Genomic DNA, 23,093 nt, shown 5'->3' with positions numbered 1-23,093 from the left:
CCTCGAGGAGCCCCATGCCTTCGAGCGCAGCACCCGCGCGCGCCACCCTCTTCGTCGTGCTCGATACGGGCGTCCCGGGGGTCGGCCGTCTCGCGGAGGAGCTCGCCGCGGACGTCCACGTCGTCGCCCTCGACGCGCCCGCGACCACCGCCGCGGTCATCCGCGCGATCCGCGAGCACGGCTCGCCCCGATGGATGATCGCGGGCGGGGGCCGAGCGGCGCGGACCGCCTCGATCGTCGCCTCCCGCACGCTCTCGGGACGATCGGGGCTCTTCGGACTCGCCGGGCTCGTGCTGCTCCCCGGCGCCCGGGAGGACCCTGCGACCGCCGAGGACGACGTCCCGGCCGCCGTGCCGACGCTGACCCTCGAGGCGGGCACGCCGTCGGTCGGGGCGGCGATCCGGGCGTTCTGGCTCGAGCGGGCGGGCACCGGCCCCGCAGTGCCGGCCGACGTCTCCCGCGCCATCGCCTCGGCCCGCACCAGCACCCGCGTGCGGGCCCTGCTCGCCCAGCGCCTGCTGGCCGACGATCCGGGGTACGCGCCCCGCTCCCTCTCGGACGACCGGCTCGCGACGCTGCGCGCGGTCGCCGACCGAGTGGTGCCGCAGGACGACCGGCCGGGCCGCATCGACCTCGCCGCCCGCGTCGACGCCCAGCTGGCCGACGGTCTCGGCGACGGCTGGCGCAACGCCGCACTGCCTGCTGACCCGATCGCGTACGTGCACGGGCTCGACGCGCTGGCCTCCCTCGCGTCGCTCCCCGCTGCGGAGCAGGACGCTCTGCTGACCGCGGTCGCCGACGGCTCCGGCCCCACCGGCACCCTCACTCCGGAGCAGCTCGCCGCCTGGTTCGAGGACTGCCGCGTCGACCTCGTGCGCCAGTGGCTCGCCCACCCGGCGAGCATGGCGCGCGTCGGCTACGACGGCTACGCCTCCGGTGGCGACACCCTCCCCCTCACGGGCTTCCGCTCCCTCGGTGCGGATCAGCGCGACGACTGGGAGCCGACGGCGAGGAGCCCGCGATGAACACCACCGGCATGCGCCGCTTCGATCTCGACGAGACCGTCGACGTCGTCGTCGTCGGCACCGGCGCCGGAGGGGCCCCGCTGCTCGCGACCCTCGCCGCCCGGGGCCTGCGCGTCGTCGCCCTCGAGGCCGGCCCGAACCTCGACGCGACGAGTCACACGTCCGACGAGACCGTGGCGACCGAGATCAACTGGATGCAGGAGCGCCTGAGCGGGGGCGACGCCCCCACCGCCTTCGGCCCGAACAACAGCGGCCGCGGCGTGGGCGGATCGACCCTGCACTGGGGCGCGTTCACTCCGCGCCCCGACCCGCGCGATCTGCTGCTGCGGACGGAGTCGGGCCTCGGCCGCGACTGGCCGATCGCGCACGCCGAGCTCACTCCGTACCTCGAGCGGGTGGAGGCGACGATCGGAGTCTCGGGGCCCGCCGACTACCCGTGGGACCCGTCGCGGCGCTATCTGCAGGGTCCCGTCGACCGCAACGCGTCCGCCGACATGATGCTGCGCGGCTGCGCCGAGCTCGGGATGCGGGCGGTCGACGCCCCGGCGGCGGTCCTCAGCGAAAGCAGGCACCAGCAGGACCACGGCGAGCGTCCCGCATGCGTGGGCTGCGGCCAGTGCCACCAGGGCTGCCGCACGGGCGCCAAGGCGAGCATGGACACGACGTACCTGCCCGCGGCGGTGCGGGCCGGTGCCGAGATCCGGGCGGACTCGTTCGTGCACGGCATCGAGCTCGACGCCGCCGGTCGCGTGAGCGCTGTGCTCTACACCGCGGACGGGGTCGAGCGCCGGCAGCGCTGCTCCGCCCTCGTGCTGGCCGCCGGCGGCGTCGAGACGCCGCGCCTGCTGCTGCACACGGGAGTCGCGAACAGCAGCGGCCAGGTCGGCCGGAACTTCCTCGCGCACGGGGCGGTGCAGGTCTGGGGCACCTTCGAGAACGAGATGCGCAGCTACCGCGGCTACCCCTCCTCCGTCATCTCGGAGGACACCGTGCGGCCGGCCGACGCCGACTTCGCAGGCGGGTACCTCGTCCAGAGCCTGGGCGTGATGCCGCTCACCCTCGCCACGACCCTCGTGCGCGGCGGCGGGCTGTGGGGGCGCGACCTGATGGGCGCGCTCGACGATTACCGGTTCCTGGCGGGCGTCGGGATCAACGCCGAGTGCCTGCCGTCGGACGGCAACCGCCTCGAGCTGACCGGCGAACTCGACGAGCACGGCGTTCCCAAGGCGCTGATCTCGTTCTCACCGGGCACGAACGAGGAGGCGATCGACCGGCACGCGATCCGCACGCTCACCGCCATCGTCGAGGCGGCAGGAGCGACGAGCACGCGCGTGCTCGCCCGCACCGCGCACACCCTCGGCACGTGCCGGATGGGGTCCGATGCGGCCGACGCGGTGGTCGATCCGGACGGCCGCAGCTTCGACGTGCCGAACCTCTGGATCTGCGACAACTCGGTCTTCCCGAGCGCGCTGATCGCGAACCCGGCGCTGGCCACGATGGCGCTGTCGCTGCGCACGGCGGAGCGGATGCTCGCGGCCTGAGCGGGCGTCAGGTGCTGCTCGGGTCGGCTGTCGACATCAGCCGCTCGACCGCCGCCCGCAGGGCGGGGAGCTCGGAGTCGACCGTCGCCCGCACGACCGCGTGGGTCGTGTCGAAACAACGATGTGCGAGCCGGTCGCGCATTCCCGTGACCTCGCGCCAGGGCACTCCTGTCTCGGTGGCGAGGAGATCGGCGGGCAGATCCTTCACCGCCTCGCCGATCTCGACCAGGCGCATCCGCACAGCATCGAAGACGAGGCCGTCGTCCAGATCTCCGCGGGACAGATGGTCCTCGATCGCGGAGACGGCGACGAGGACGTCCTCGAGGCGGTGCAGCGGCTCCCGGCTCACAGCGGGATCGAATCGGTGTCCACCGCAGGACGCAGGTGCTCTTTGAGACCGTCGGTCGGCACGAGGTCGACCGGAGCCCTGACGATGTCTTCGAGCTCGTGCTGGAGCGACAGCAGCGCGAGGAGCCCCATCCCTGCCGGCACCTCGATCAGCAGGTCGACGTCGCTGTCCGAGCGGTCGTCGCCGCGGGCGGTCGAGCCGAAGATCCGCGCCCCGACGATGCCGCGGTCGCGCAGCACCCGCCTCATCTGCGCACGCCGCTGCCGCACCCGCCGACCGACGGGACCGGAGAGCGGCGCCGGGGAGGAGGGATCCTGCTCGAGGGCGAGGGCGAGCCCGAATCCGGCTGCGGAGAGGAGGCGGCGCAACGTCGGCAGCGTCGGCTCGCGCAGTCCGTTCTCGTAGGCGCTGATCATGCTCTGAGGGACTCCGGCCCGCGCCGCGAGCTCAGCCTGCTGCAGACCGGACCGCTGTCGCGCATCCTTCAGGACAGCAGCTGCTTCTGTCGTCATGAACGGATCATATCGACGATCGTGTGTATCGAGACCCCGCGTCACTCCGGTCGGGCCTGCGTCCACCGGAAGACGTCGACCACCCGCGTCGCGCCGAGCTCGTGCAGGGGTTCCTCCGACGCCCCGCGGAGGGCCTCGGCGTCGTCCGGGAGCCGCACCTCGGCGCCGCGCGCGAGGGGCAGGATCTCGACGACGACCTCCGAGTCGGGGCCGACGCCCAGGTCGTCCAGGTCGAGGACCCAGCCGTCGGCGTTCCAGAAGCGGTCGGCGCGCAGGACGCCGTCGACGAGCACCCGGGCGACGTCGCCCGCCCAGTCGATCTCGAGCTCCCGGCGGACGGCCCGCGCCGACGGGTCGGGCAGGACGAGGCGGTGAGCCGAGGCGTGGGCGGCGAAGTCGGAGTCGCGGGGCGCCGCGGCGCGGCCGTCGCGACCGCCGTAGGACGCGGGCGGCGAGCCCGCCGGGCGCAGCTCCTCGAGGACCACGGGGCGCACCGACGGCGCGTCCGCCGGGGCGTCGACGGAGCCGGTCGCCGCCACGAACGTCCCGTCGCGGTACTCGCGCGGTGCCGGGCGCACCGCGGCGCCGTCCGAGACCAGCCGCCCCTCGGCGTCCGTCCACAGCGGTTCCGCGCTGAGCACGAGCCGCACCCCGGAGTCGCCGTCGAGCGCCCAGGCCTCGGCGCCGATCGCGGCGGGCAGGACGAGGACGTCGAGTGCCCCGTCGGCGGTGACGAGCACCGGCTCGTCGCCGTCGAGACGGAGGAGCGGACGGTCGACCGCGGCAGCGTCGACCGCGGCACCGTCGACCTCGGCGCCGTCGACGATCAGGGCCGTCCCGTCCGCGAAGCGCAGCTCGGGGGCGATGCCCTCCTCCGCGACGAGCACCAGCGTCGGCCGCTCGCCCTCGAGCACCGCGAGCAGCGACGCGGTCGCCCACTCCAGCTCGACTCCGCCGAGCACGAGCCCGACGGGCCAGTGCGCGATCGTGCCCACGGGGATCCGCACTGGCTCGTCCGGGAAGAGCACGGTCCGCTCCTCCAGCACGACCTCGAACCGCACCCCCGGGTGATCGGCGAGGGGCTCGTGCGGCTGGTGCCACGTGATGAGGACGACACCGCTCGTGCCGTCGCTCCGCAGGGCCCAGCGCAGCGTCGTCGCATCGCGCACCCCCTCCGGCCGCACGTCGGGCAGGCTCGACGGCATCTCGGCGAGCGTCGCGCCGAAGGCCGCGAGCATCGCGTGCTGACGGCGCAGCAGGCCGAAGCTCGCGGACGTGCGGCCCGTCGCTCCGATCGGCGCGCGGAAGTCGTAGTCGAAGACGGCCATGTCGTTCGGGTAGCCCGTCGCCTGCGACTCCTGCAGGTCCGGCCCCGGATTCCGGCCGCCGGCGAACATGTAGTAGCCCTGCCAGGCGGAGCCGTTGCCGATCTTGTCGTGCGCCACCGCGGCGACGTCGAGCGCCTCGACCCGCGGGCGCCGCTGGTAGGCGAGCGCCATGCCGCCGCCGAGCTCGCAGGTCGCGGCCGGGTAGAGCTCGGACGGGGTGCGCGGCGCCTCGAGCGCGACGCCCTGGCGCAGATCGGCGCCGATTCCCGGGTCGTCCCAGACGTGCGAGAAGAAGAAGTGCTCGCGGAACGTGTCGTCCCACGGCTGGTCGTGATCGAGCCAGAAGCCGTCGGGGTAGCCGCCGAACACGGGCATGACCTCGTCGGTCGGCAGGTCCGCGCCGCCCCAGCCGGTCGCAGTCCAGATCGGAGCCGAGAGACCGGCCGCGCGCGCCATCCGCTTCAGAGTGCGCAGGTGCTCGGGCTGGTCGTAGAGCTCGTTCTCGAGCTGGATCGCGACGACCGGGCTGTCGGGACCGCAGCGGGAGGCGAGCTGCTCGCCGATCGCGGCGTACCAGGGCTCGACCAGCGCGAGGTACCCGGGGTCGTCGGTGCGGTGCGCGACCGGCGCCTCCTGCACCCAGTCGGGGAAGCCGCCGTTGCGGACCTCGCCGTGCGCCCACGGCCCGATGCGCAGCACGACGTCGAGGCCGATCGCGGCGCAGAGATCGACGAAGGCGGCCACGTCGCGGTCGCCGTCGAAGCGGCGCTCGCCGCGCACGCTCTCGTGGTGGATCCAGATGACGTAGAAGGCGACGACGCTCACGCCGCCCGCGCGCATCAGACGCAGGCGCTCCTCCCAGCGCTCGCGCGGCACGCGGGTGAGGTGGAACTCGCCCGAGACCGGGACGAAGGGGCGGCCGTCGCGGAGGACGGACCGATCGGTGAGGCGGTAGCGGGAGTGCGGGTCCTCGACGGTGCTCATCGGCGGCTCGTGCCGCTCGCGCTCCCACGGGACGTGCCGGACGGTGGCGGTCACGGCGGGAGCCCCCGGAGCGGAGGCGGCGGTGCCGGTGCCGGCGGTGTCGGAACGGTCGGCGGTGTCGGCGCGGTCGGTCATCCCTGATGCTCCTTCGGATCGGCTCGCTGCCCGCGGTGAGCGGCGGGTGCCCGGTCAGGCTAGCTGTCATCGCTCCCAGTGTCGAAAGCCCGATTCGGTGGCGCAAGCCGTGCCGATGACTGCGCGGCGACTGTGATCGTTTCCAGGTGCGCGCGGTGCCTACACTGGGGCGATGACCCCCGTCGGCGATCCTCCGCGGCGCCCCACCATCGACGACGTCGCCGCCGCCGCCGGCGTCTCCCGCGGCACCGTCTCGCGCGCACTGAACGGCGGCAAGTGGGTGAGTCCCGACGCGCAGCGCGCCGTCGACGCGGCCGTGCGGCGCACCGGCTACCGGGCGAACGCGCACGCCCGGGGCCTGCGCCGCCGCCGCGCCGGAGCGATCGCCTTCGTGCTCGGCGAGGACGTCGAGCGCCTCTTCGCCGACCCCAACGTCGCCGTCCTGCTCACCCACGTCTCGAAGGCGCTGGCGGAGCAGGGCCACGCGATGGTCCTCCTCCTCGCCGCCGACGACGCCTCGAAGCGGCACGCCCTCGACTTCCTCGGCACCGGGCAGATCGACGGAGTGATGCTCGTGTCGTGGAGCCGCGACCTCACCCTCCTCGACGAGCTGAGCGCCGCGGGCATGCCCGTCGTCTGCTGCGGCACTCCCGACCGCCGCGGCGGCGGCGCGGGCTGGGTCGCGGCCGATGATCGCGAGGGCGCCCGCCGCATGACGGAGCACCTGCTGAGCCTCGGCCGCCGCAGCCCCGCCATGATCGCCGGGCCGGACGACCGCCTCGGCGCCTCCCTCCGGGTGGACGGCTACCGGGACGCGCTCGGCGAGGCGGCGGCGGGACAGGTGGAGTACGGCGACTGGTCCGAGCGCAGCGGCGCGGAGGCGATGACCCGACTGCTCGAGTCCTCCCCCGGCGTCGACGCCGTCTTCGCCGCGAACGACCGGATGGCCGCCGGTGCCCTCACCGTGCTGCTCGCCGCGGGTCGTCGCGTGCCCGAGGACGTCGCCGTCGGCGGCTTCGACGACAGTCCCGCGGCGAGCGCCGCGACTCCCGCGATCACGACGATGCGCCAGCCGTTCGAGCGGATCGCGCGCGAGATGACCCGGCTGCTGCTCGCCGAGATCGACGGCGAGCAGCCGGCCCACGTGCAGCTGGCGACGGAGTTCGTCCGACGCGAGTCGGCGTAGCGGCGCGGTCGCGGGCGTAGGGTGCGTTCGCGACCCACGACGACGTGGCGAGGAGGGACGACCATGAGCGACGAGCGCAGCAGGACGATCACCTGGCACGATCCGATGGCCACGGCGGAGGCGGCGAGGCGGATGAGCGGACTCGAGCACCTCCGCGCGATGAAGGACGGCACGATCCCGCCCCCGCCGATCACCGCGCTGATGAACACCGACCTGGCCGAGGTCGAGGAGGGCCGCGTCGTCTTCCGCTGCCGACCGGACGAGTCGCACTACAACCCGATCGGGCTGGTGCACGGCGGCTTCGTCTGCACGGCCCTCGACTCCGCCGCGGGCTGCGCCGTGCAGTCGACGCTGCCCGCAGGAGTCGGCTACACCTCGCTCGACCTGACGGTCAGCTACCTCCGCGGCGTGCACCGCGACAGTGGCGAGCTGCTCGCGATCGGCACTGTCGTGAAGCCGGGCCGGCGCGTCGCGTTCGCCGAGGCGCGGGTCACCGACTCCCAGGGGCGCCTGGTCGCGACGGCCACCTCGACCCTGCTCGTCTTCCCCTTCGAGGAGGCGGCGGGCTGACGGCTCCGCCTGCTCGGTGCCGCTGCTCCGTCAGTCGAAGTCGGTGCTCCTGCTCAGCTGCTCCCACTCGTCGGCGTCCGCCCGCAGCGCGTCGAGCGCGGCGCGGAACGCGTCCTGCGCGTCGTTGCCGAGCAGGAGGAGCGACGGGGTCGACTCCGATCCGACGACCCGGATCAGCGCGGCCGCCGCCCGCTCCGGATCGCCTGCCTGGGTGCCGTGCACGGTGTCGTGCTCCTTGCGGCGCTTGCCCGCCGTCTCGGCGTAGTCGGCGATCGGCTCGGACGACTGCGTGAGCGACCGCCCCGCGAAGTCGGTGCGGAAGCCGCCGGGCTCGACCGAGAAGGCGCGGATCCCCAGCGGCGCGACCTCCTTGCGGAGCGAGAGCGTCAGCGCCTCGATCGCCGCCTTGACGGCGGCGTAGTAGCCCGACCCCTCCGGCGAGATCCGCGCGCCGATCGACGAGAGGTTCACGATCGTGCCGGAGCGGCGCGAGCGCATCCCGGGCAGCACCGCCTTGATCGTGCGCACGGAGCCGAAGAGCTGCGTGTCGAAGAGGCGCTGCACGTCGTCCTCGTCGCCCTCCTCCACGGCCGCACGGTAGCCGTAGCCGGCGTTGTTGACGAGCACGTCGACCTGCCCGAACCGCTCCTCGGCGGCACGGACCGCGGCGGCGACCTGCGCCTCGTCGGTGACGTCGAGGGCGACGGCGAGCGCTGTCCCGGGGTACGGCTCGGCGATGTCCCGGACGGAGTCGACGTCGCGCGCGGTGACGACGACGCTGTCGCCGTGCGCCAGGACGGCCTGTGCGAGCGCGCGCCCGAGTCCGGTGGAGCAGCCGGTGATGAGCCAGGTGGTCATGCGGTCCTTCTTCCTCGCAGTGCCCGCGGAGCGCGAGCCGCAGCCAGTCGACCGCGTGCCCGCTCGCGGCGACAGGGGTGGACGGCGGATCCGGATCGTTACAGGATCCAGTGCCGACTTCTCCGCGACAGGACCGAGGATGAGGTCAGGGGGACGGTCCGCGCCTCCGTCGTCCGCTCCCGAGGGGTCCTCCGCCATGCACCTCCGCTCCCGCACGCTCCTGGGCGCTGCCGCACTCGCCGCTCTGACCGGCCTGACCGGCTGCACCCCCTCCGCCGATCCGGTGGCCGAGCCGACCGGCTCCGCGACGGGTGCGCCGGGGTCGACCGCGACGCCCACCGCTGGCACGACGGCTCCCGCCTCCGCCTCGGCCATCCCGACCGCGATCCCGACCCCCACCGCCGCAGACGCCGCGAGCCTGCTGATCGGCCCCACCTCGTTCTCGCTGGTCGACGCCGACGGCACCGAGCTGGGCACGTGGGAGTACCGCGACGGCACGGGTGCGGTGGCCGCTCTCACCGAGGCCTTCGGCAGCGCCCCCGCGGAATCCGACGACATCCCCTACGAGGGCTACCGCACCCGGAACTCGAGCTGGCCCGGCTTCGACTTCAAGGACACCGAGGTCTACGACGCAGGGGGTCCGGAGACGAAGTACCCCGAGCCGGACTTCCTCCTCGCCGCGAACGCCCCCGCGGTCGGCGACGTCGCGATCAGCACCCTCGCCGGAGTGGCGGTGGGCGACGCCGCCGAGGAGGTGCGCGCCGAGCACCCCGACAGCGTCCAGGAGGGCGCCCCCGGGCTCTTCACCTTCGACACCACACCGGTCGGCACGCTCGACGGCGTCGAGCTGACGCACACCGTGGGCGTGCTGGCGGAGGACGAGGTGACGGTGTCGGGCATCCGCGCGCCCTTCCTCAACTGGGGAGTCTGACCCGCGACGGCTCAGCCGGCGCCGGCGCCCGACCCGACGAGCGGATGCGTCGCCGCGACGACCGCGATCACCGCGACCGCGGCGACGCAGACTCCCAGGCCCGCCCGCGAGAGCGGTCGCCGCGCGGCGAGCAGCGCGACGGCGAGGACGCCGAGCAGGGCCGACCACGCCAGCAGCGCCCAGCCGAGGATCCAGGACAGCGCGAACGCCTCGTCCGAGACGGCCTCGAGGGCATCGCCCAGACCGAACGCCAGTGCCGCGCCGGCCGCGAACACGAGCGCCGCGACGGGCAGAGCCACCACCTCGCCGCGCCGCGCCTGCTCCATGCCGCGACCGTAGCGCTGCGGAGGCCTCCCCCAGAAGGTCGGGGCGGTGACGAACGGGGGTGGCCTCGATGAACGCGGCCGGGTTTTACACATCCGAAACCCCTCAGAAACCCCCCAGCATCTGCGGGCGGTTGAGTAGGAGGCGACCCGGCCGCCCCGCCGACAGCACGGCGGGCCGCGCCATCCCCCACCTCGACGGAGCCCGCCCATGCGCCCGACCACCTCCCGCACCGCCGTCCGCGCCCTCGCGCTGGGCAGCGCCCTGGCCGCCACCCTCTCGCTCGTCGCCTGCTCCGGCGCGAGCGACGCCGGCACCGACTCGGGCGACGGAGGCGGCGAGAGCGTCACCGTGACGGTCGGCACCCTGCGCGGCCAGCCGCACTTCTACCAGCCCTTCCTCTACGAGCAGTTCGCCGAGGAGGGCGTCGAGTTCGAGGTGATCACCCTCGACACCACGCCCGCCCTCTCGGACGCCCTCGTCGCCGGGACCATCGACTTCGCGATCTCGGGTGTCACCCCGACCATCTCCTCCGTCGCCCAGGACCGCGACCTGACGATCGTCGCCTCCGCCGCCGACGGCGGCTCGGGCTTCCTCGGCGGCGAGGGCATCTCCTCCGTCGAGGACCTCGCGGGCAAGAAGGTCGGCTACATCCAGGGCAGCGCCCAGGAGGTCGCCCTGCGCTACTACCTCGAGGAGGCGGGCCTCACCGACTCCGACCTCGAGCTGACCACGATCCCCGTGCCCGAGATGGCGTCGGCCTACACGAGCGGCTCGATCGACGCCTTCTTCGGCGTCGAGATCGGCGTCTCGATCGCGGAGGCGGCCGGCGCGACCGAGATCGCCGACCCGTACGCGACTCCGATCGGCCGGGTGAACATCGGGCTCGTCACCACCGGCGCGATGATCGAGGAGCAGCCGGAGGTCGTGCAGAAGGTGGTCGACACGCACGCGGCGACCACCGAGTACATGAGCGAGAACGTCGACGAGTGGCTGCCCGACATGATCGCCGAGTTCGGCGGCGACCAGGACGTGCTCGAGTCGGCGCTCGAGAACTTCTGGCTCCGCTCCGATCTGACCGAGGAGTACCAGGGCCAGCTCGAGGCGCTCGCGGGCCAGATGCAGGAGCTCGGCTTCATCGACGAGGCGCCCGCGATCGAGGACGTCGTCGACACCACGTTCGCGCCGACGTCCTGATCGGCCGCACGATGACCACGACCCTGGAGCCCTCGACCGCCACCGAGCGGCTCGCGACCACGAAGCGCCGGCGCAGGCCCGGGCGCGGCGGTCTGCGGACCTTCCTGCTCGGCCTGCCGGTGCCGATCCTGTTCGTCCTGCTCTGGCAGTTCGGGCGGGCCGGCGAGTGGGAGCTGCCGTTCGGCATCCGGATGGCGTTCCTGCCCTACCCGGGCGACGTCCTGGTCTCGCTGATCGACTACGCCTTCGGCGGGCTCCGGAACGACGCGTTCAGCGGGCTGCTGTGGACCGATCTGGGGGCGAGCGCCGGGCGCGTGTTCGGCGGCTTCGCGCTCGCGACGCTCCTCGCGATCCCGCTGGGCGTTCTGATGGGGCGCTACTACACGGTGAACTCGCTGTTCGATCCGTTCATCAACCTGTTCCGCCCGGTGCCCGCGACCGCGTGGGTGCCGCTCGTGGCGCTCCTGATCGGCTACGGCGACCAGGCGTCGATCTTCCTGATCACGCTGTCGGCGTTCTTCCCGATCGTGCTCGGCACCATCAGCGGCGCGCGCCAGGTGCCGCCCCGGCTGATCGAGGCGGCACGGATGCTGGGCACCGGGACCGCGGGCGTGCTCGCTCGGGTCGTGCTGCCGGCCTCCGCGGCCGCGATCGTCAACGGCATGCGCGTCGGGCTCGGGCTCGCGTGGGTGGTGCTCGTGCTGAGCGAGACCACGGGGGTGAGCACTGGGCTGGGCTCGACGATCTTCCTCGCCCGCGACGTGGTGCGCACCGATCTGATCGTGGTCGGGATGATCTGCATCGCGATCGCCGGATTCGCCTCGGACCGGCTGCTGCTGCTGGTGTTCCGCCTGCTGTTCGGCCGCCGGCCGCTGATCTCGTGAGGGGGCTGCCGACGGTGAGCGCGCTCCCGACGAGCCGTCCGACGGCCCGTCCGACGACCCGTTCGAAGAAGAGGAGTGCCCGATGACCGTCGCGACCCCCGCTGTCCGCACTGCGGACGTCCACGTGCTCGACCTCGTCAAGCGCTACGAGACGGCGAACGGCGGCGTGCTGGCCATGGCCGACGTGACGCTCGACATCCCCTCCGGCGAGTTCGTAGCCGTCGTCGGAGCGAGCGGCTGCGGCAAGTCCACGCTGCTGCGGATCCTCGCCGGGTTCGAGGAGGCGACCGAGGGCGTCGTCGAGGTCGGCGGCACCCCGGTCTCGGCGCCCGGACCCGATCGCGGCGTCGTGTTCCAGGACTACGGTCTCTTCCCCTGGCTGAGCGTGCGCGAGAACGTGGCGTACGGACCGCGGCGCAAGAAGCTGTCCAAGGCGGCCGTGGCGGAGGTGACCGACCGCTTCATCGAGGCGGTGGGGCTCACCCGCTTCGCCGACCGGTACCCGGGCGAGCTCTCCGGGGGCATGCAGCAGCGCGTCGCGATCGCCCGAGTCCTCGCCAACGAGCCCTCGGTGCTGCTGATGGACGAGCCGTTCGGCGCGTTGGACGCGCTCACCCGCTCCGACCTGCAGATCGAGCTCAAGCGCATCCACCGCGAGACGCGCACCACGGTCCTCTTCGTCACGCACTCGATCGAGGAGGCGGTCTACCTCGCCGACCGCGTCGTCGTGATGACGGGCGGCGCCTCGCACGGGGTCCCCGGGCACATCAGCGAGATCGTGCCCATCGACCTCACCGGCGAGCGCGACGTCACCGCACCGGAGTTCAACGAGTACAAGCGCCGGATCTCGGAGCTGGTGCACGCGCCGGCGTGAGGCGCGAGCCGGAAACCGGCGGCAGACGGATCTCCACCCACGAGCACCCGCGGCCGGCTCGGCCCCGCGAGCAAGCAGGGGAGGACGCTTCCGCGCCTCGAGGCGCGTCAGAGAACCGGTGGGTCCTCACCGGCGAGCGACGGGCGCGACGCCGACGGCGGAACGAGCGGCGCACCGCGCGCAGGGCGCAGCCCCGGCGGTCGGGTGACGACCCGCCGACCGGTAGGAGTGGTCCAGTCGGCGGTGCCGTCAGGATGCAGGACGTAGGTCCAGCGGTCGCCGTGACGGACGTGGTGGTGCGCGGTGCAGAGCGAGGCCAGGTTGTGCGGCCCGGTCTCACCCCCGTGGCGCCATTCGACGGTGTGGTCGGCTTCGGCCGATGAGGCGGGGCGAGTGCAGCCGGGGAACCGGCAGGTCTCGTCACGCAGCTGCACGAAGAGCCGCATCCGCTCGGGCGGGAGCCGATGCGTGCGCCCGACCGAGAGCACGGCGCCGGTGTCGGGCTCCGTCACCACCCGCGTGAGCGTCGAGACGAGCAGCGCACGAGCGGAGTCGGCGGGCACGGCCCCGTAGCCGTCCAGTTCGGCCGGCGCGTCGTCGAGGCCGAGGGCGGTGCTCGCCGCGACCGTGAGGCGCACCTGAGCACGGACCCCCGGCACGAAGGCGCGCCGCCGGGTCTCGGGGCCGGGTGAGGGCGTGGTGTCGACGAGGTCTCCGTCGCAGACGAGGTCGGCGAGGGCATCGGCCCGCAGCTGCGCGAGGGTCCGAGGGTCGCCGGAGGCGCCGTCGGGATCGACGCCGTCGCGCAGGGTCCGGGCGATGCGGTCGAGTCTGCTGTGCATGCCCAGCGCGACCGTCGCGGGCAGGTGCGCGCACAGCATCGCCATCCCGTCGGTCTCCGGGGTGATCCACACGGCACGGTTCTCGCGCGCCCGAGCGTGACGCTCGGTGATCGGCTCCGGGTGGAGCTCCTCGCGCAGACGGGCGAGCGCGCGTCGCAGCTGCGTCGGAGTGATCGCCACTGCCAGGTCGGCGGCGCTCTCGTCGAAGGTGGGCCGGGACTGCACGGGCAGCGTCGCCGCGATCGCGCAGATGATCTGCCCCGCCTCCCAGCGCATCCGGGCCGCCGCCAGTGCCGCCCGGGTGAGCGGGAGGTCCTCGATCAGAAGCGCCGCATGCTCGAGTTCCCGCGCGACCGCCCGCTCGGACACCCCGAGGGCGACAGCGAACTCGGCTCTGACCGATCGCTCGGCGAGATCGTCCGAGGCGGGATCGGCGAGCCCGCGGGCGAAGGACTCCGGCCGCGCCATCGCCGTCCGGTGCCCCGCGTACAGCTCCTCCGCGGAGGCCAGCAGGATCGGCGACGCCGCGCGCGCCAGTTCGGCCGCCCGATCCCCGCGCTCGCGCACCTCACCGAGCAGCGCCTCCGGCGCAGGGGTCTCTCCGTCCGATGTCATGCCCGCAGTGAAGCAGCGTCCGGCGATCCGGGCAGCCGGGTCCCCGAGATCAGTGGAAGCGGTCAGCGGCGAGCGGATGTGGAGGAGCAGCGCTCCTCCTCACGCGTACGCGCTCGCCGCCTCCTCCAGGCACTCCCGCACCACCCGCACCGCCGGTGTCGCCAGCCCCGCCTCGCGCTGCGCCGTGAAGATCGTGCGCCGGGGCGCTCCCGGCAGCTCGAGCAGTCGGCAGTCCGGCTCCCCGCCCGCCCAGACCAGGTCCGGCATCAGCGCCACCGCGTTGCCCGAGGCGGCCAGGCGGATCTGCGCCTGCAGGTCGGCCGTCTCGAAGCGCACGTCGGGCTCGAAGCCGGCGACCCGGCAGAGCTGCTCGGCGAAGTGGCGGCTCGCGGTGCCGCGCGGCTCCATCACCCAGGCCTCGTCGCGGGCGTCGGCGAGGCTCCGCACGGCGGAGTCGCGGCTCACCGCGAGGCGGATCGCGTCGCTGGTCAGGTCGGCCCGCACCAGACCGGGCAGCCACGAGGTCGAGTGGCCGGGGTACTGCTCGGCGATCACGAGGTCGAACTCGCGCGCCCACGTCTCGTGCAGCGCCCCCTCCGGCTCGCGCTGCACCATCTCGACCCGCACCTCGGGGAACCGCTCGGCCGCGGAGCGCAGCGCCCGAGGCATCAGCGCCAGGGCGGCCGACTGGAAGACCGCGACCCGCACGCGCCCAGTGACCGACTCGCCCGACGCGGCGAGCGCCGCCTCCGCCCGCTCGAGCAGCGCCAGCACCTCCCCCGCCGCCTCGACGAGGATCTCGGCCTGCGGAGTGAGCTGCACCCGCCGCCCGACCTTGCGCAGGAGCTCCACGCCGGTCTCGCGCTCGAGCACGCTGAGCTGCTGCGAGACGGCGGAGGGACTGTAGGCGAGGGCCTCGGCGGCGGCGGCGAGCGTGCCGCGGACGGCGACCTCGCGCAGCAGGACCAGGCGGCGGACGTCGAGCACGGCGACCCTCCGATTCATCAGCTCAGCTGACCGGTACCGGTCAGGAATGATCGCTTCTGCTCAACGGTACCCGGTCGAATACTGAGGGGAGACGCCGCCCACTCCGCGGCGCACGAGCCGAAGGGCACCACCGTGACCGACCTCGCCGCACGTCCCGCCGCGACCACCGCGCCTTCTGCCGACTCCGTGGATCCCCGGCTCGTCGACGCGAGCGTCGCGCTCGTGCGCCGGTGGCTCCGCGAGGCCGCCGGCATCCCCACCGACGCGTCCGGCGCGCAGCTCGCCGGCGTGCTGAAGGACCCCGCCGGTCTCGACTTCACCGTCGGCTTCGTCGACGGGGTCGTCCGCCCCGAGGACACCCGGGTCGCCGCCGCGGCGCTGCGCTCGATCGCGGGCGGCGTCCCCCGGTTCCTGCCCGCCCCGATGCGCGGCGCGGTCGCCCTGGGCGGCGCGATGGCCCCGATCCTCCCCGACGTCGTCGTGCCGATCGCCCGCCGTGTGCTCCGGCAGATGGTCGGGCACCTCATCATCGACGCGACCGACGCGAAGCTCGGCCCCGCGATCGCGAAGATCCGCCGCGAGGGCGTCCGCCTCAACATGAACCTGCTCGGCGAGGCCGTGCTCGGCCGCAAGGAAGCGCAACGCCGCCTCGAGGGCACGCACCGCCTCCTCGCCCGCGACGACGTCGACTACGTCTCGATCAAGGTCTCCTCCACCGTCGCCCCGCACAACCCGTGGGCCTTCGACGCGGCGGTCGACGACATCGTCGACGAGCTCGCTCCGCTGTTCGCCCGCGCCGCCGCGTCGACGCCGACGAAGTTCGTCAACCTCGACATGGAGGAGTACAAGGACCTCGACCTCACCATCGCGGTCTTCACCCGCCTGCTCGACCGCCCCGAGTTCCACGACCTCGAGGCCGGCATCGTGCTGCAGGCGTACCTGCCCGACGCGCTGGCGGCGATGATCCGCCTGCAGGAGTGGAGCGCCGGGCGTCGCGCCCGCGGCGGCGCCGGCATCAAGGTGCGCGTGGTCAAGGGCGCGAACCTGCCGATGGAGCAGGTCGAGGCCTCGGTGCACGGCTGGCCGCTCGCGACCTGGGGCACGAAGCAGGACTCGGACACGAACTACAAGCGCGTGCTCGACTACGCGCTGCACCCGGAGCGCATCCGCAACGTCCGGGTCGGCGTCGCCGGCCACAACCTCTTCGACGTCGCCTACTCGTGGCTGCTGGCGGGCGAGCGAGGGGTCCGCGACGGCGTCGAGTACGAGATGCTGCTGGGCATGGCGCAGGGCCAGGCGGAGGCGGTCCGCCGCACCGTGGGGTCGCTCCTGCTCTACACGCCGGTCGTCGCCCCGGCCGAGTTCGACGTCGCGATCGCGTACCTCATCCGCCGGCTGGAGGAGGGCGCGTCGAGCGAGAACTTCATGTCGGCGGTGTTCGAGCTCGAGGCGCAGCCCGAGCTGTTCGCCCGCGAGGAGGCGCGCTTCCGCGCCTCGGTCGCCGCCCTCGACGGAGCCGTGCCGCCCGCGCACCGCGTCCCCGACCGCTTCGCAGCGAGCGGCCGACCCGGCTTCGGCGACTTCCGCAGCACCCCCGACACCGACCCCTCCGTCGCGGCGAACCGCGACTGGGCCGACGCGATCCTCTCGCGGGTGCCCTCCTCCCGGCTCGGCGTCGACAGCATCGAAGCCGCGACGCTCACCACCCTCCCCGAGCTGGAGTCGGCGCTCACCGCGACCCGCGACGCCGGGCTCGCCTGGGGTCGCGTCCCCGGCGACGAACGCGCGCGGATCCTGCACCGCGCGGGCGAGGAGCTCGAGGCGCGCCGCGCCGACCTGCTCGAGGTGATGGCGGCCGAGGCCGGCAAGACGCTCGACCAGGGCGACCCGGAGGTGTCCGAGGCGATCGACTTCGCGCACTACTACGCCGAGCGCGCCCGCGAGCTCGACTCGGTCGACGGCGCGGAGTTCCACCCGGCGCAGCTGACGCTCGTCGCGCCGCCGTGGAACTTCCCGGTCGCGATCCCGGCCGGCGGTGTGCTCGCCGCCCTGGCCGCCGGGTCGGCCGTCGTGCTCAAGCCGGCCGGCCCGACCGCGCGCTGCGGCGCCGTCGTCGCCGAGGCGCTCTGGGCCGCGGGGGTCCCCCGCGAGGCGCTGCTGCTGCTGCGGGTCCCGGAGGAGGAGCTCGGCGCAGACCTCGTCGCCTCGCCCGCCGTCGACCGCGTGATCCTCACCGGCGCGTACGAGACGGCGGAGCTGTTCCGCTCGTTCCGGCACGACCTCCCGCTGCTCGCCGAGACCAGCGGCAAGAACGCGATCATCGTCACTCCCTCGGCCGACCTGGACCTCGCGGTCAAGGACGTCGTCTCGAGCGCGTTCGGGCACGCCGGCCAGAAGTGCTCGGCCGCGTCGCTCGTCGTGCTCGTCGGCTCGGTGGCCCGCTCGAAGCGGTTCCGCGCGCAGCTGCTCGACGCGGTCGCGTCGCTGACGGTCGGCTACCCGACCGATCCGGCGACGCGGATGGGCCCGGTCATCGAGCCCGCCTCCGGCAAGCTGCTGCGCGGGTTGACCGAGCTCGGAGCGGGCGAGCGCTGGCTGCTCGAGCCGCGGAAGCTCGACGACTCCGGGCGCCTGTGGAGCCCGGGCGTTCGCGACGGCGTGCGCCGGGGCTCCGAGTACCACCGCACCGAGTACTTCGGGCCGGTGCTCGGCATCATGACCGCACCGACGCTCGAGGAGGCGATCGCGCTCGTGAACGAGGTCGACTACGGCCTGACGTCCGGGCTGCACGCGCTCGACCCGGCCGAGATCGGCATCTGGCTCGAGAGCATCCAAGCCGGCAACCTCTACGTGAACCGCGGCATCACGGGCGCGATCGTCGAGCGGCAGCCGTTCGGCGGGTGGAAGAAGTCGGCGGTCGGGCCGGGCACGAAGGCCGGCGGGCCCGACTACCTTCTGGGGCTCGGCACGTGGTCGCCCCGCGAGTCGACGGCGACGGCGGAGGTGCCTGCTGCGTCCGCGAGGATCGTCGCGGCGGCCCGGGCGGAGCTGTCGGCGGGTGAGGCGGGAGCCGTCGAGCGGACGGCGCGCAGCGCGGCCGAGGCGCTCGCGGAGCACGCGCCCCGCGACGTGACCGGGCTCGCGGCCGAGCGCAATGTGTTCCGGCGGCTCGCGTACGGCTCCCCCGTTCTGGTGCGCCTGGCCGAGGGCGAGCCGGTGGGCTCGCTCGTGCAGGTCGTCGCCGCAGCGGCGGGCGTCGGAGGAGCGGTGGTCGTGTCGAGCGCGACGTCACTGCCTCCGCAGGTCGCCGCCGCAACGGCTGCGGTCGCCGACGTGGTCGTGGAGGACGACGCCGCCTGGTCGCGTCGCGTCCGCTCGCACGGAGCGGGCCGGGTGCGGCTGATCGGCGCACCGGCCTCCGCGGTGACCTCGGTCACCGACGGCCGCCCCGACCTGGCGGTCTACGCCGGTGCTGTGACGGAGTCGGGACGCCTCGAGCTCCTGCCCTTCGTCCGCGAGCAGGCCGTCTCGATCACCGCCCACCGCTTCGGCACGCCGGACCACCTGACGGACGCCCTGCTCTGACGCTCATCGCGAGATGCCACTCCGGTACGCCGCCTCCGGCGTGTCGCGTACCGAAGAGGCATCTCGCGGAGACGGGGGCTAGAACAGTCCGCGCGGCGACTCCACCGACGCGAGCACGCCCGGCGCCGCCACCACCGTGAGCCGTCCGACCTCCTCGGGCGTCAGCTCCGGCAGCCGCTGCGCGAGGTCGAGGAACCGCTCGATCTCGCGCTCCTCGAGCACGTCGGCCGCGAGCGAGCGGAACTTCGACACGTACTGCTCGCGCGAGAACGGGTGGGCGCCGAGCGGATGCGCATCCGCCACCGCGATCTCGTCGACGATCGTGGTGCCGTCGGTCAGCAGGATCTCGACGCGCGCTCCGAACGCCTTCTCGGCGGGGTCCTCGGAGTGGTAGCGGCGCGTCCACTCCGCGTCCTCCTCGGTCGTCGTGCGGTGCCACAGCGCGATGGTGTCGGCCCGCGCCGCCCGCTCGGGGGCGTAGCTGCGCACGTGGTGCCAGGCGCCGTCCTGCAGGGCGACCGTGAAGATGTACGGCACGGAGTGGTCCAGCGTCTCGCGCGAGGCCGCCGGGTCGTACTTCTGCGGGTCGTTCGCTCCCGAGCCGATGACGAAGTGGGTGTGGTGCGAGGTGTGGATCACGATGCGCTCGACGCGCTCGGGGTCGGTCGCCTCGGGGTGGGAGTGGTGCAGCCGGCGGGCGAGGTCGATCAGCGCCTGCGCCTGGTACTCGGCCGAGTGCTCCTTCGTGTACGTGTCGAGGATCGCGCGCTTGGCCTCGCCGCGGTCGGGCAGCGGCACGTCGTACGACGCGTCGGCGCCGTCGAGCAGCCAGGCGATCACGCCGTCCTCGCCCTCGTAGATCGGCGACGGGCTGGTCTCGCCGCGCATCGCCCGGTCGACCGCCTCGATCGCCATCTTGCCCGCGAACGCCGGTGCGTAGGCTTTCCAGCTCGAGATCTCGCCCTTGCGCGACTGCCGCGTGGCGGTGGTGGTGTGCAGCGCCTGCGCGATCGCCTGCTCCGTCGTCGCCACGTCGAGACCGAGCAGCGTGCCGAGCCCCGCGGCGGCCGACGGGCCCAGGTGGGCGACGTGGTCGATCTTGTGCCGATGCAGGCTGATCGCCTTGACCAGGTCGACCTGCACCTCGTAGGCCGTGACGATGCCGCGCACGAGCTGCGCGCCGCCGATGCCGGCGTGCTGCGCGACCGCGACGAGCGGCGGGATGTTGTCGCCCGGATGCGAGTACTCGGCCGCGAGGAACGTGTCGTGGTAGTCGAGCTCGCGCACGGCGACGCCGTTGGCCCAGGCGGCCCACTCGGGCGAGACGCGGCGGGCGGGATCCACTCCGACGACGACCGCGCCCTCTCCTCCGATGGAGGCGGGATGCGCGAGCGCCTGCGAGCGCGCGGCCACGACGGGTCGGCGCAGCAGGGAGGCGGTCGCGACGGCGGCGTTGTCGATGACGCGGTTGACGACCATCTCGGCCACCTCGTCGTCGACGGCGACCGGGTCGACGGCGAGGCCGGCGAGCGCGTGGGCCAGCTGACCGGTGCGTGCGAGGTTCTCCTCGCTGCGGTGGACGCGGACGTGGTGATCGTGCACGGGGGCTCCTTCGGCTCGTCCTCCCAGGCTAGCGGCGGTGCTCCCGGGTGCCCGAGCAGCGTCGGGGATGATGGCGGCATGGCCTCCACACGCGTCGCCGCCTTCGACTGCGGCACGAACTCCCTCCGCCTCCTGATCGCCGACGTCGAGGGCGGTCGCCTCGTCGACGTCCTCCGCCGCACCGAGCTCGTCCGCCTCGGGCACGGCGTCGACCGCACGGGCCGCTTCGACCCGGAGGCTCTCGAGCGCACCCTCGCCGTCACCCGCGAGTACGCCGAGTTGGTCCGCGACGCCGGAGCGACGCGGCTGCGCTTCGCCGCGACCTCCGCCACCCGCGACGCGGCCGACCGCGACGCCTTCCTCGACGCGGTCGAGCGGATCATCGGGGTGCGCCCAGAGACGATCACCGGCGAGGAGGAGGCCGCGCTCTCCTTCCGGGGCGCGACCGGCGCCGTCGACAGCGCGCGCCCGGTGCTCGTCGTCGACCTCGGCGGCGGATCGACGGAGCTGGTCCTGGGTGATGCGGCGCCCGAGCAGGCGCACTCGATGGACGTCGGCAGCGTCCGCCTGACCGAGCGCCACCGCCGAGCGGAGTCGCCGAGCGAGCAGGAGCGGGAGGCGGTGCGGGCGGACGTCCGCGCGGCGCTCGCCGTCTCCTCCGTCGACCTCTCGCGCGCTCGCAGCGTGGTCGGAGTCGCCGCCACGGTGCTCACCGTCACCGCGCACGCGCTCGGACTCCGCGCGTACGACCGGGACGCGCTCGAGGCGACCCTGCCGCTCGACGAGGTGCTCGCGGCCTGCGACGACCTCGCCCGCCTCTCCCCCGCCCGGGCCGCGGCGCTGCCCTACCTCCGCTCGGGCCGCGAGGACGTCATCGCCGCCGGCGCGCTGATCTGGGGCGAGGTCCTGCGCGCCGCGAGCAGCGCCTCGCCCGGACTCGACTCCGTCACGTCGACCGCGCACGACCTCCTCGACGGCATGGCGCTCGGCCTCGGCGAGGGCACCGGCCCGGCGGAGTAGACCGGCGGAGTAGCGTGGATGCTCCCGCCCCGCACACCGTGAGGAACCCCGCCATGACCGCTCCCGTCGTCGTCCACGTCGTCTTCACCCCCGCCGAGGGCGCTCGCGAGCGCATGGTCGACGCCCTGCGCGCGGGCATCGCCGAGGTGCACGGCGAGCCGGGCTGCGAGCTCTACTCGATCCACGACGCGCCCGACGGCACCGTTGTGATGATCGAGAAGTGGACCAGCGCGGCCGAGCTCGACGCCCACGGCGCGGGCGAGCCGGTCGCGCGCCTGAACGCCTCGCTCGAGGGCCTGCTGCAGGAGCCGCCGCGCATCGTGCGCCTCGTCCCGATCCCCGCGGGCACGCCGGAGCAGGGCGCCCTCTGACCCCCGCCGCCCGATCCTCCGCCGCCCGCGGCACTGTCCGTCAGCGGGTCAGCTCGCTGCCGGAGTCGCGGGTCAGGCGCGCCGCCGCGACGAGCGGCACCAGGGTCAGCGCCGCGATCACCAGGAAGGCGAACCGGTAGGGCACGAGGTCCGGGCCCAGCAGGGTGCCGACCGCGAGGGCGACGCCGCCCACCGCGACGCCGAAGCCCGCCGCGACCTGCTGCGTGGTCGCGCTCAGCGTGTTCGCGCCCGACATCCCCTCGGCCGGCACCTCGGCGAAGGTGACGGTGTTGTAGGCGGTGAAGCCGGCTGAGCGGGCGACGCCGCTGAGCACGAGCAGGGCGACGACCGCGGCGATCGGCACCTCCGGAGTGAGGAACGCCATCGCCGCCATGCACGCGACTCCGATCGCGTTCGAGACGACGAGCACGGTGCGGAACCCCAGGGTCCGCAGCAGCCACGTGGTGGCGGGCTTGATCGCCAGATTGCCGACGAACAGCGCGAGCACGACGGATCCCGCCTGCACCGGGCTCCAGCCGAACGCGTCCTGGAACAGCAGCGGCAGGAGGAACGGGACAGCGTTGATCGTCGCCCGGTACAGCGATCCGCTCGCGTTCGCCACCCGGAACGTCGCGAAGCGGAAGGCGTCGAGGCGGACGAGCGGATGCGGCGCGCGGCGCAGGTGCCGCACGGCCACCGCCGTCACCGCGAGGCCCGCGACGGCGAGCGTCAGCGCCCGCGGGTCCGAGACGGAGGCGGCGACCAGTCCCGAGGCACCGACGAGCGCGCCGAGTCCGACGGCGACGAGCACGAGGCCGACGACGTCCAGGGGAGGCGGTGCCGCCTCCCTGCCACCGGGGACGATGCGCAGCGCCAGGACGAACGCGACCGCCCCGAGCGGCAGGTTGATCAGGAAGATCCAGTGCCACGAGGCGTACGTCGTGAGCAGCCCGCCGACGAACGGAGCGACGATCGGCGCCACCAGCCCCGGCCAGACCAGGATCGCGATGGCCTCGATGATGCGCTCCCGCGGTGTGACCCGCAGCACCGCGAGGCGGCCGACCGGGACCATGAGCGCTCCGCCGACCCCCTGGAGCACCCGCGCGGCGATCAGCACCGGCAGCGTCGGACTGAGGGCGCACAGCAGGGACGCGAGCGTGAAGACCGCGATCGCCAGGGCGAAGACGCGGCGCACGCCGAAGCGCTCGCTCAGCCAGCCCGAGGCCGGGATCAGGACCGCGACGGTGAGCAGGAACGCGGTCACGGTGATCGCGATCGCGGCGGAGTCGACGCCCAGGTCGGCCGCGATGGCGGGCGCCGCCGTGGTCACGATGGTCGCGTCGAGGTTCTCCATGAAGAAGCAGCCGGCGACG

General features: G+C 73.9%; 20 protein-coding genes. 11 read left to right on the top strand and 9 right to left on the bottom strand.

Annotation, left to right across the window (positions count from 1 at the left end):
- The first annotated feature begins 14 nt into the window (after positions 1-14).
- Positions 15-1,025, top strand: a complete 1,011-nt coding sequence (locus tag IOC53_RS16570; protein WP_207407436.1) for a gluconate 2-dehydrogenase subunit 3 family protein — start codon at positions 15-17, stop codon at positions 1,023-1,025.
- A complete protein-coding gene (locus IOC53_RS16565) occupies positions 1,022-2,566 on the top strand; it encodes a GMC family oxidoreductase (RefSeq protein WP_207407433.1) in 1,545 nt (514 codons plus the stop codon). The genes IOC53_RS16570 and IOC53_RS16565 overlap by 4 nt, the downstream gene beginning before the upstream one ends.
- 7 nt (positions 2,567-2,573) lie before the next feature.
- On the opposite strand, the gene IOC53_RS16560 is transcribed toward IOC53_RS16565, so the two are convergent.
- The 3 genes from IOC53_RS16560 to IOC53_RS16550 are packed head-to-tail and all read right to left on the bottom strand — an operon-like array spanning position 2,574 to position 5,874.
- Positions 2,574-2,915 carry a HepT-like ribonuclease domain-containing protein gene (locus IOC53_RS16560; protein ID WP_207407431.1) on the bottom strand — a complete coding sequence of 114 codons (342 nt, stop codon included), beginning with the start codon at positions 2,913-2,915 and terminating at the stop codon, positions 2,574-2,576.
- The gene (locus tag IOC53_RS16555; RefSeq protein ID WP_207407430.1) at positions 2,912-3,427 is read right to left on the bottom strand and encodes an XRE family transcriptional regulator; all 516 of its coding nucleotides are present in this window, start codon (positions 3,425-3,427) and stop codon (positions 2,912-2,914) included. The genes IOC53_RS16560 and IOC53_RS16555 overlap by 4 nt, the downstream gene beginning before the upstream one ends.
- Before the next feature lie 41 nt (positions 3,428-3,468).
- Entirely contained in the window at positions 3,469-5,874 is a 2,406-nt protein-coding gene (locus IOC53_RS16550) for a beta-galactosidase (RefSeq protein WP_207407429.1), read from the bottom strand.
- Between the two features lie 172 nt (positions 5,875-6,046).
- Between IOC53_RS16550 and IOC53_RS16545 the strand changes: the two genes are divergently transcribed.
- Positions 6,047-7,060, top strand: coding sequence for a LacI family DNA-binding transcriptional regulator (locus IOC53_RS16545; protein WP_207407428.1), 1,014 nt, complete (start codon positions 6,047-6,049; stop codon positions 7,058-7,060).
- Positions 7,061-7,081: 21 nt separating this feature from the next.
- Positions 7,082-7,630, top strand: coding sequence for a PaaI family thioesterase (locus IOC53_RS16540; RefSeq protein ID WP_374070877.1), 549 nt, complete (start codon positions 7,082-7,084; stop codon positions 7,628-7,630).
- A gap of 30 nt (positions 7,631-7,660) precedes the next feature.
- Here IOC53_RS16540 and IOC53_RS16535 read toward each other — a convergent pair whose 3' ends face one another.
- Entirely contained in the window at positions 7,661-8,488 is an 828-nt protein-coding gene (locus tag IOC53_RS16535) for an oxidoreductase (RefSeq protein ID WP_207407426.1), read from the bottom strand.
- A gap of 196 nt (positions 8,489-8,684) precedes the next feature.
- On the opposite strand from IOC53_RS16535, the gene IOC53_RS16530 reads away from it, so the two are divergent.
- Positions 8,685-9,419 carry a hypothetical protein gene (locus tag IOC53_RS16530; protein ID WP_207407425.1) on the top strand — a complete coding sequence of 245 codons (735 nt, stop codon included), beginning with the start codon at positions 8,685-8,687 and terminating at the stop codon, positions 9,417-9,419.
- An 11-nt stretch (positions 9,420-9,430) separates the two neighbouring features.
- On the opposite strand, the gene IOC53_RS16525 is transcribed toward IOC53_RS16530, so the two are convergent.
- The gene (locus IOC53_RS16525) at positions 9,431-9,745 is read right to left on the bottom strand and encodes a hypothetical protein (RefSeq protein WP_207407423.1); all 315 of its coding nucleotides are present in this window, start codon (positions 9,743-9,745) and stop codon (positions 9,431-9,433) included.
- 208 nt (positions 9,746-9,953) lie between these two features.
- Between IOC53_RS16525 and IOC53_RS16520 the strand changes: the two genes are divergently transcribed.
- The 3 genes from IOC53_RS16520 (at position 9,954) to IOC53_RS16510 (ending at position 12,698) form a co-directional block, all read left to right on the top strand.
- Positions 9,954-10,940, top strand: a complete 987-nt coding sequence (locus IOC53_RS16520; RefSeq protein WP_207407421.1) for an ABC transporter substrate-binding protein — start codon at positions 9,954-9,956, stop codon at positions 10,938-10,940.
- Between the two features lie 11 nt (positions 10,941-10,951).
- Positions 10,952-11,824, top strand: coding sequence for an ABC transporter permease (locus IOC53_RS16515; protein ID WP_207407420.1), 873 nt, complete (start codon positions 10,952-10,954; stop codon positions 11,822-11,824).
- Between the two features lie 82 nt (positions 11,825-11,906).
- On the top strand, positions 11,907-12,698 hold the full coding sequence (locus IOC53_RS16510) for an ABC transporter ATP-binding protein (RefSeq protein WP_207407419.1): 792 nt from the start codon (positions 11,907-11,909) through the stop codon (positions 12,696-12,698).
- A gap of 107 nt (positions 12,699-12,805) precedes the next feature.
- Here IOC53_RS16510 and IOC53_RS16505 read toward each other — a convergent pair whose 3' ends face one another.
- Together IOC53_RS16505 and IOC53_RS16500 are read right to left on the bottom strand one after the other, a co-directional pair.
- On the bottom strand, positions 12,806-14,155 hold the full coding sequence (locus tag IOC53_RS16505; RefSeq protein WP_207407418.1) for an HNH endonuclease signature motif containing protein: 1,350 nt from the start codon (positions 14,153-14,155) through the stop codon (positions 12,806-12,808).
- A 99-nt stretch (positions 14,156-14,254) separates the two neighbouring features.
- Positions 14,255-15,142, bottom strand: a complete 888-nt coding sequence (locus IOC53_RS16500) for a LysR family transcriptional regulator (RefSeq protein WP_207407438.1) — start codon at positions 15,140-15,142, stop codon at positions 14,255-14,257.
- A gap of 132 nt (positions 15,143-15,274) precedes the next feature.
- Between IOC53_RS16500 and IOC53_RS16495 the strand changes: the two genes are divergently transcribed.
- Positions 15,275-18,727, top strand: a complete 3,453-nt coding sequence (locus IOC53_RS16495; RefSeq protein ID WP_207407417.1) for a bifunctional proline dehydrogenase/L-glutamate gamma-semialdehyde dehydrogenase — start codon at positions 15,275-15,277, stop codon at positions 18,725-18,727.
- Positions 18,728-18,805: 78 nt separating this feature from the next.
- On the opposite strand, the gene IOC53_RS16490 is transcribed toward IOC53_RS16495, so the two are convergent.
- The gene (locus tag IOC53_RS16490) at positions 18,806-20,329 is read right to left on the bottom strand and encodes an MmgE/PrpD family protein (protein WP_207407416.1); all 1,524 of its coding nucleotides are present in this window, start codon (positions 20,327-20,329) and stop codon (positions 18,806-18,808) included.
- A gap of 78 nt (positions 20,330-20,407) precedes the next feature.
- Here IOC53_RS16490 and IOC53_RS16485 point away from each other — a divergent pair, with 78 nt between their 5' ends.
- Together IOC53_RS16485 and IOC53_RS16480 are read left to right on the top strand one after the other, a co-directional pair.
- Positions 20,408-21,349 carry an exopolyphosphatase gene (locus IOC53_RS16485; protein ID WP_207407415.1) on the top strand — a complete coding sequence of 314 codons (942 nt, stop codon included), beginning with the start codon at positions 20,408-20,410 and terminating at the stop codon, positions 21,347-21,349.
- Between the two features lie 53 nt (positions 21,350-21,402).
- Positions 21,403-21,720, top strand: coding sequence for a putative quinol monooxygenase (locus IOC53_RS16480; protein WP_207407413.1), 318 nt, complete (start codon positions 21,403-21,405; stop codon positions 21,718-21,720).
- A gap of 40 nt (positions 21,721-21,760) precedes the next feature.
- On the opposite strand, the gene IOC53_RS16475 is transcribed toward IOC53_RS16480, so the two are convergent.
- On the bottom strand, positions 21,761-23,093 hold a 1,333-nt coding region (locus IOC53_RS16475; protein WP_207407411.1), incomplete at its 5' end, for an MFS transporter.

This window comes from Rathayibacter sp. SD072 (assembly GCF_017355185.1).
GTDB lineage: Bacteria > Actinomycetota > Actinomycetes > Actinomycetales > Microbacteriaceae > Rathayibacter.
Note: the sequence above shows the minus strand (reverse complement) of the source record. Positions and strands in the feature narration are given on the sequence as shown.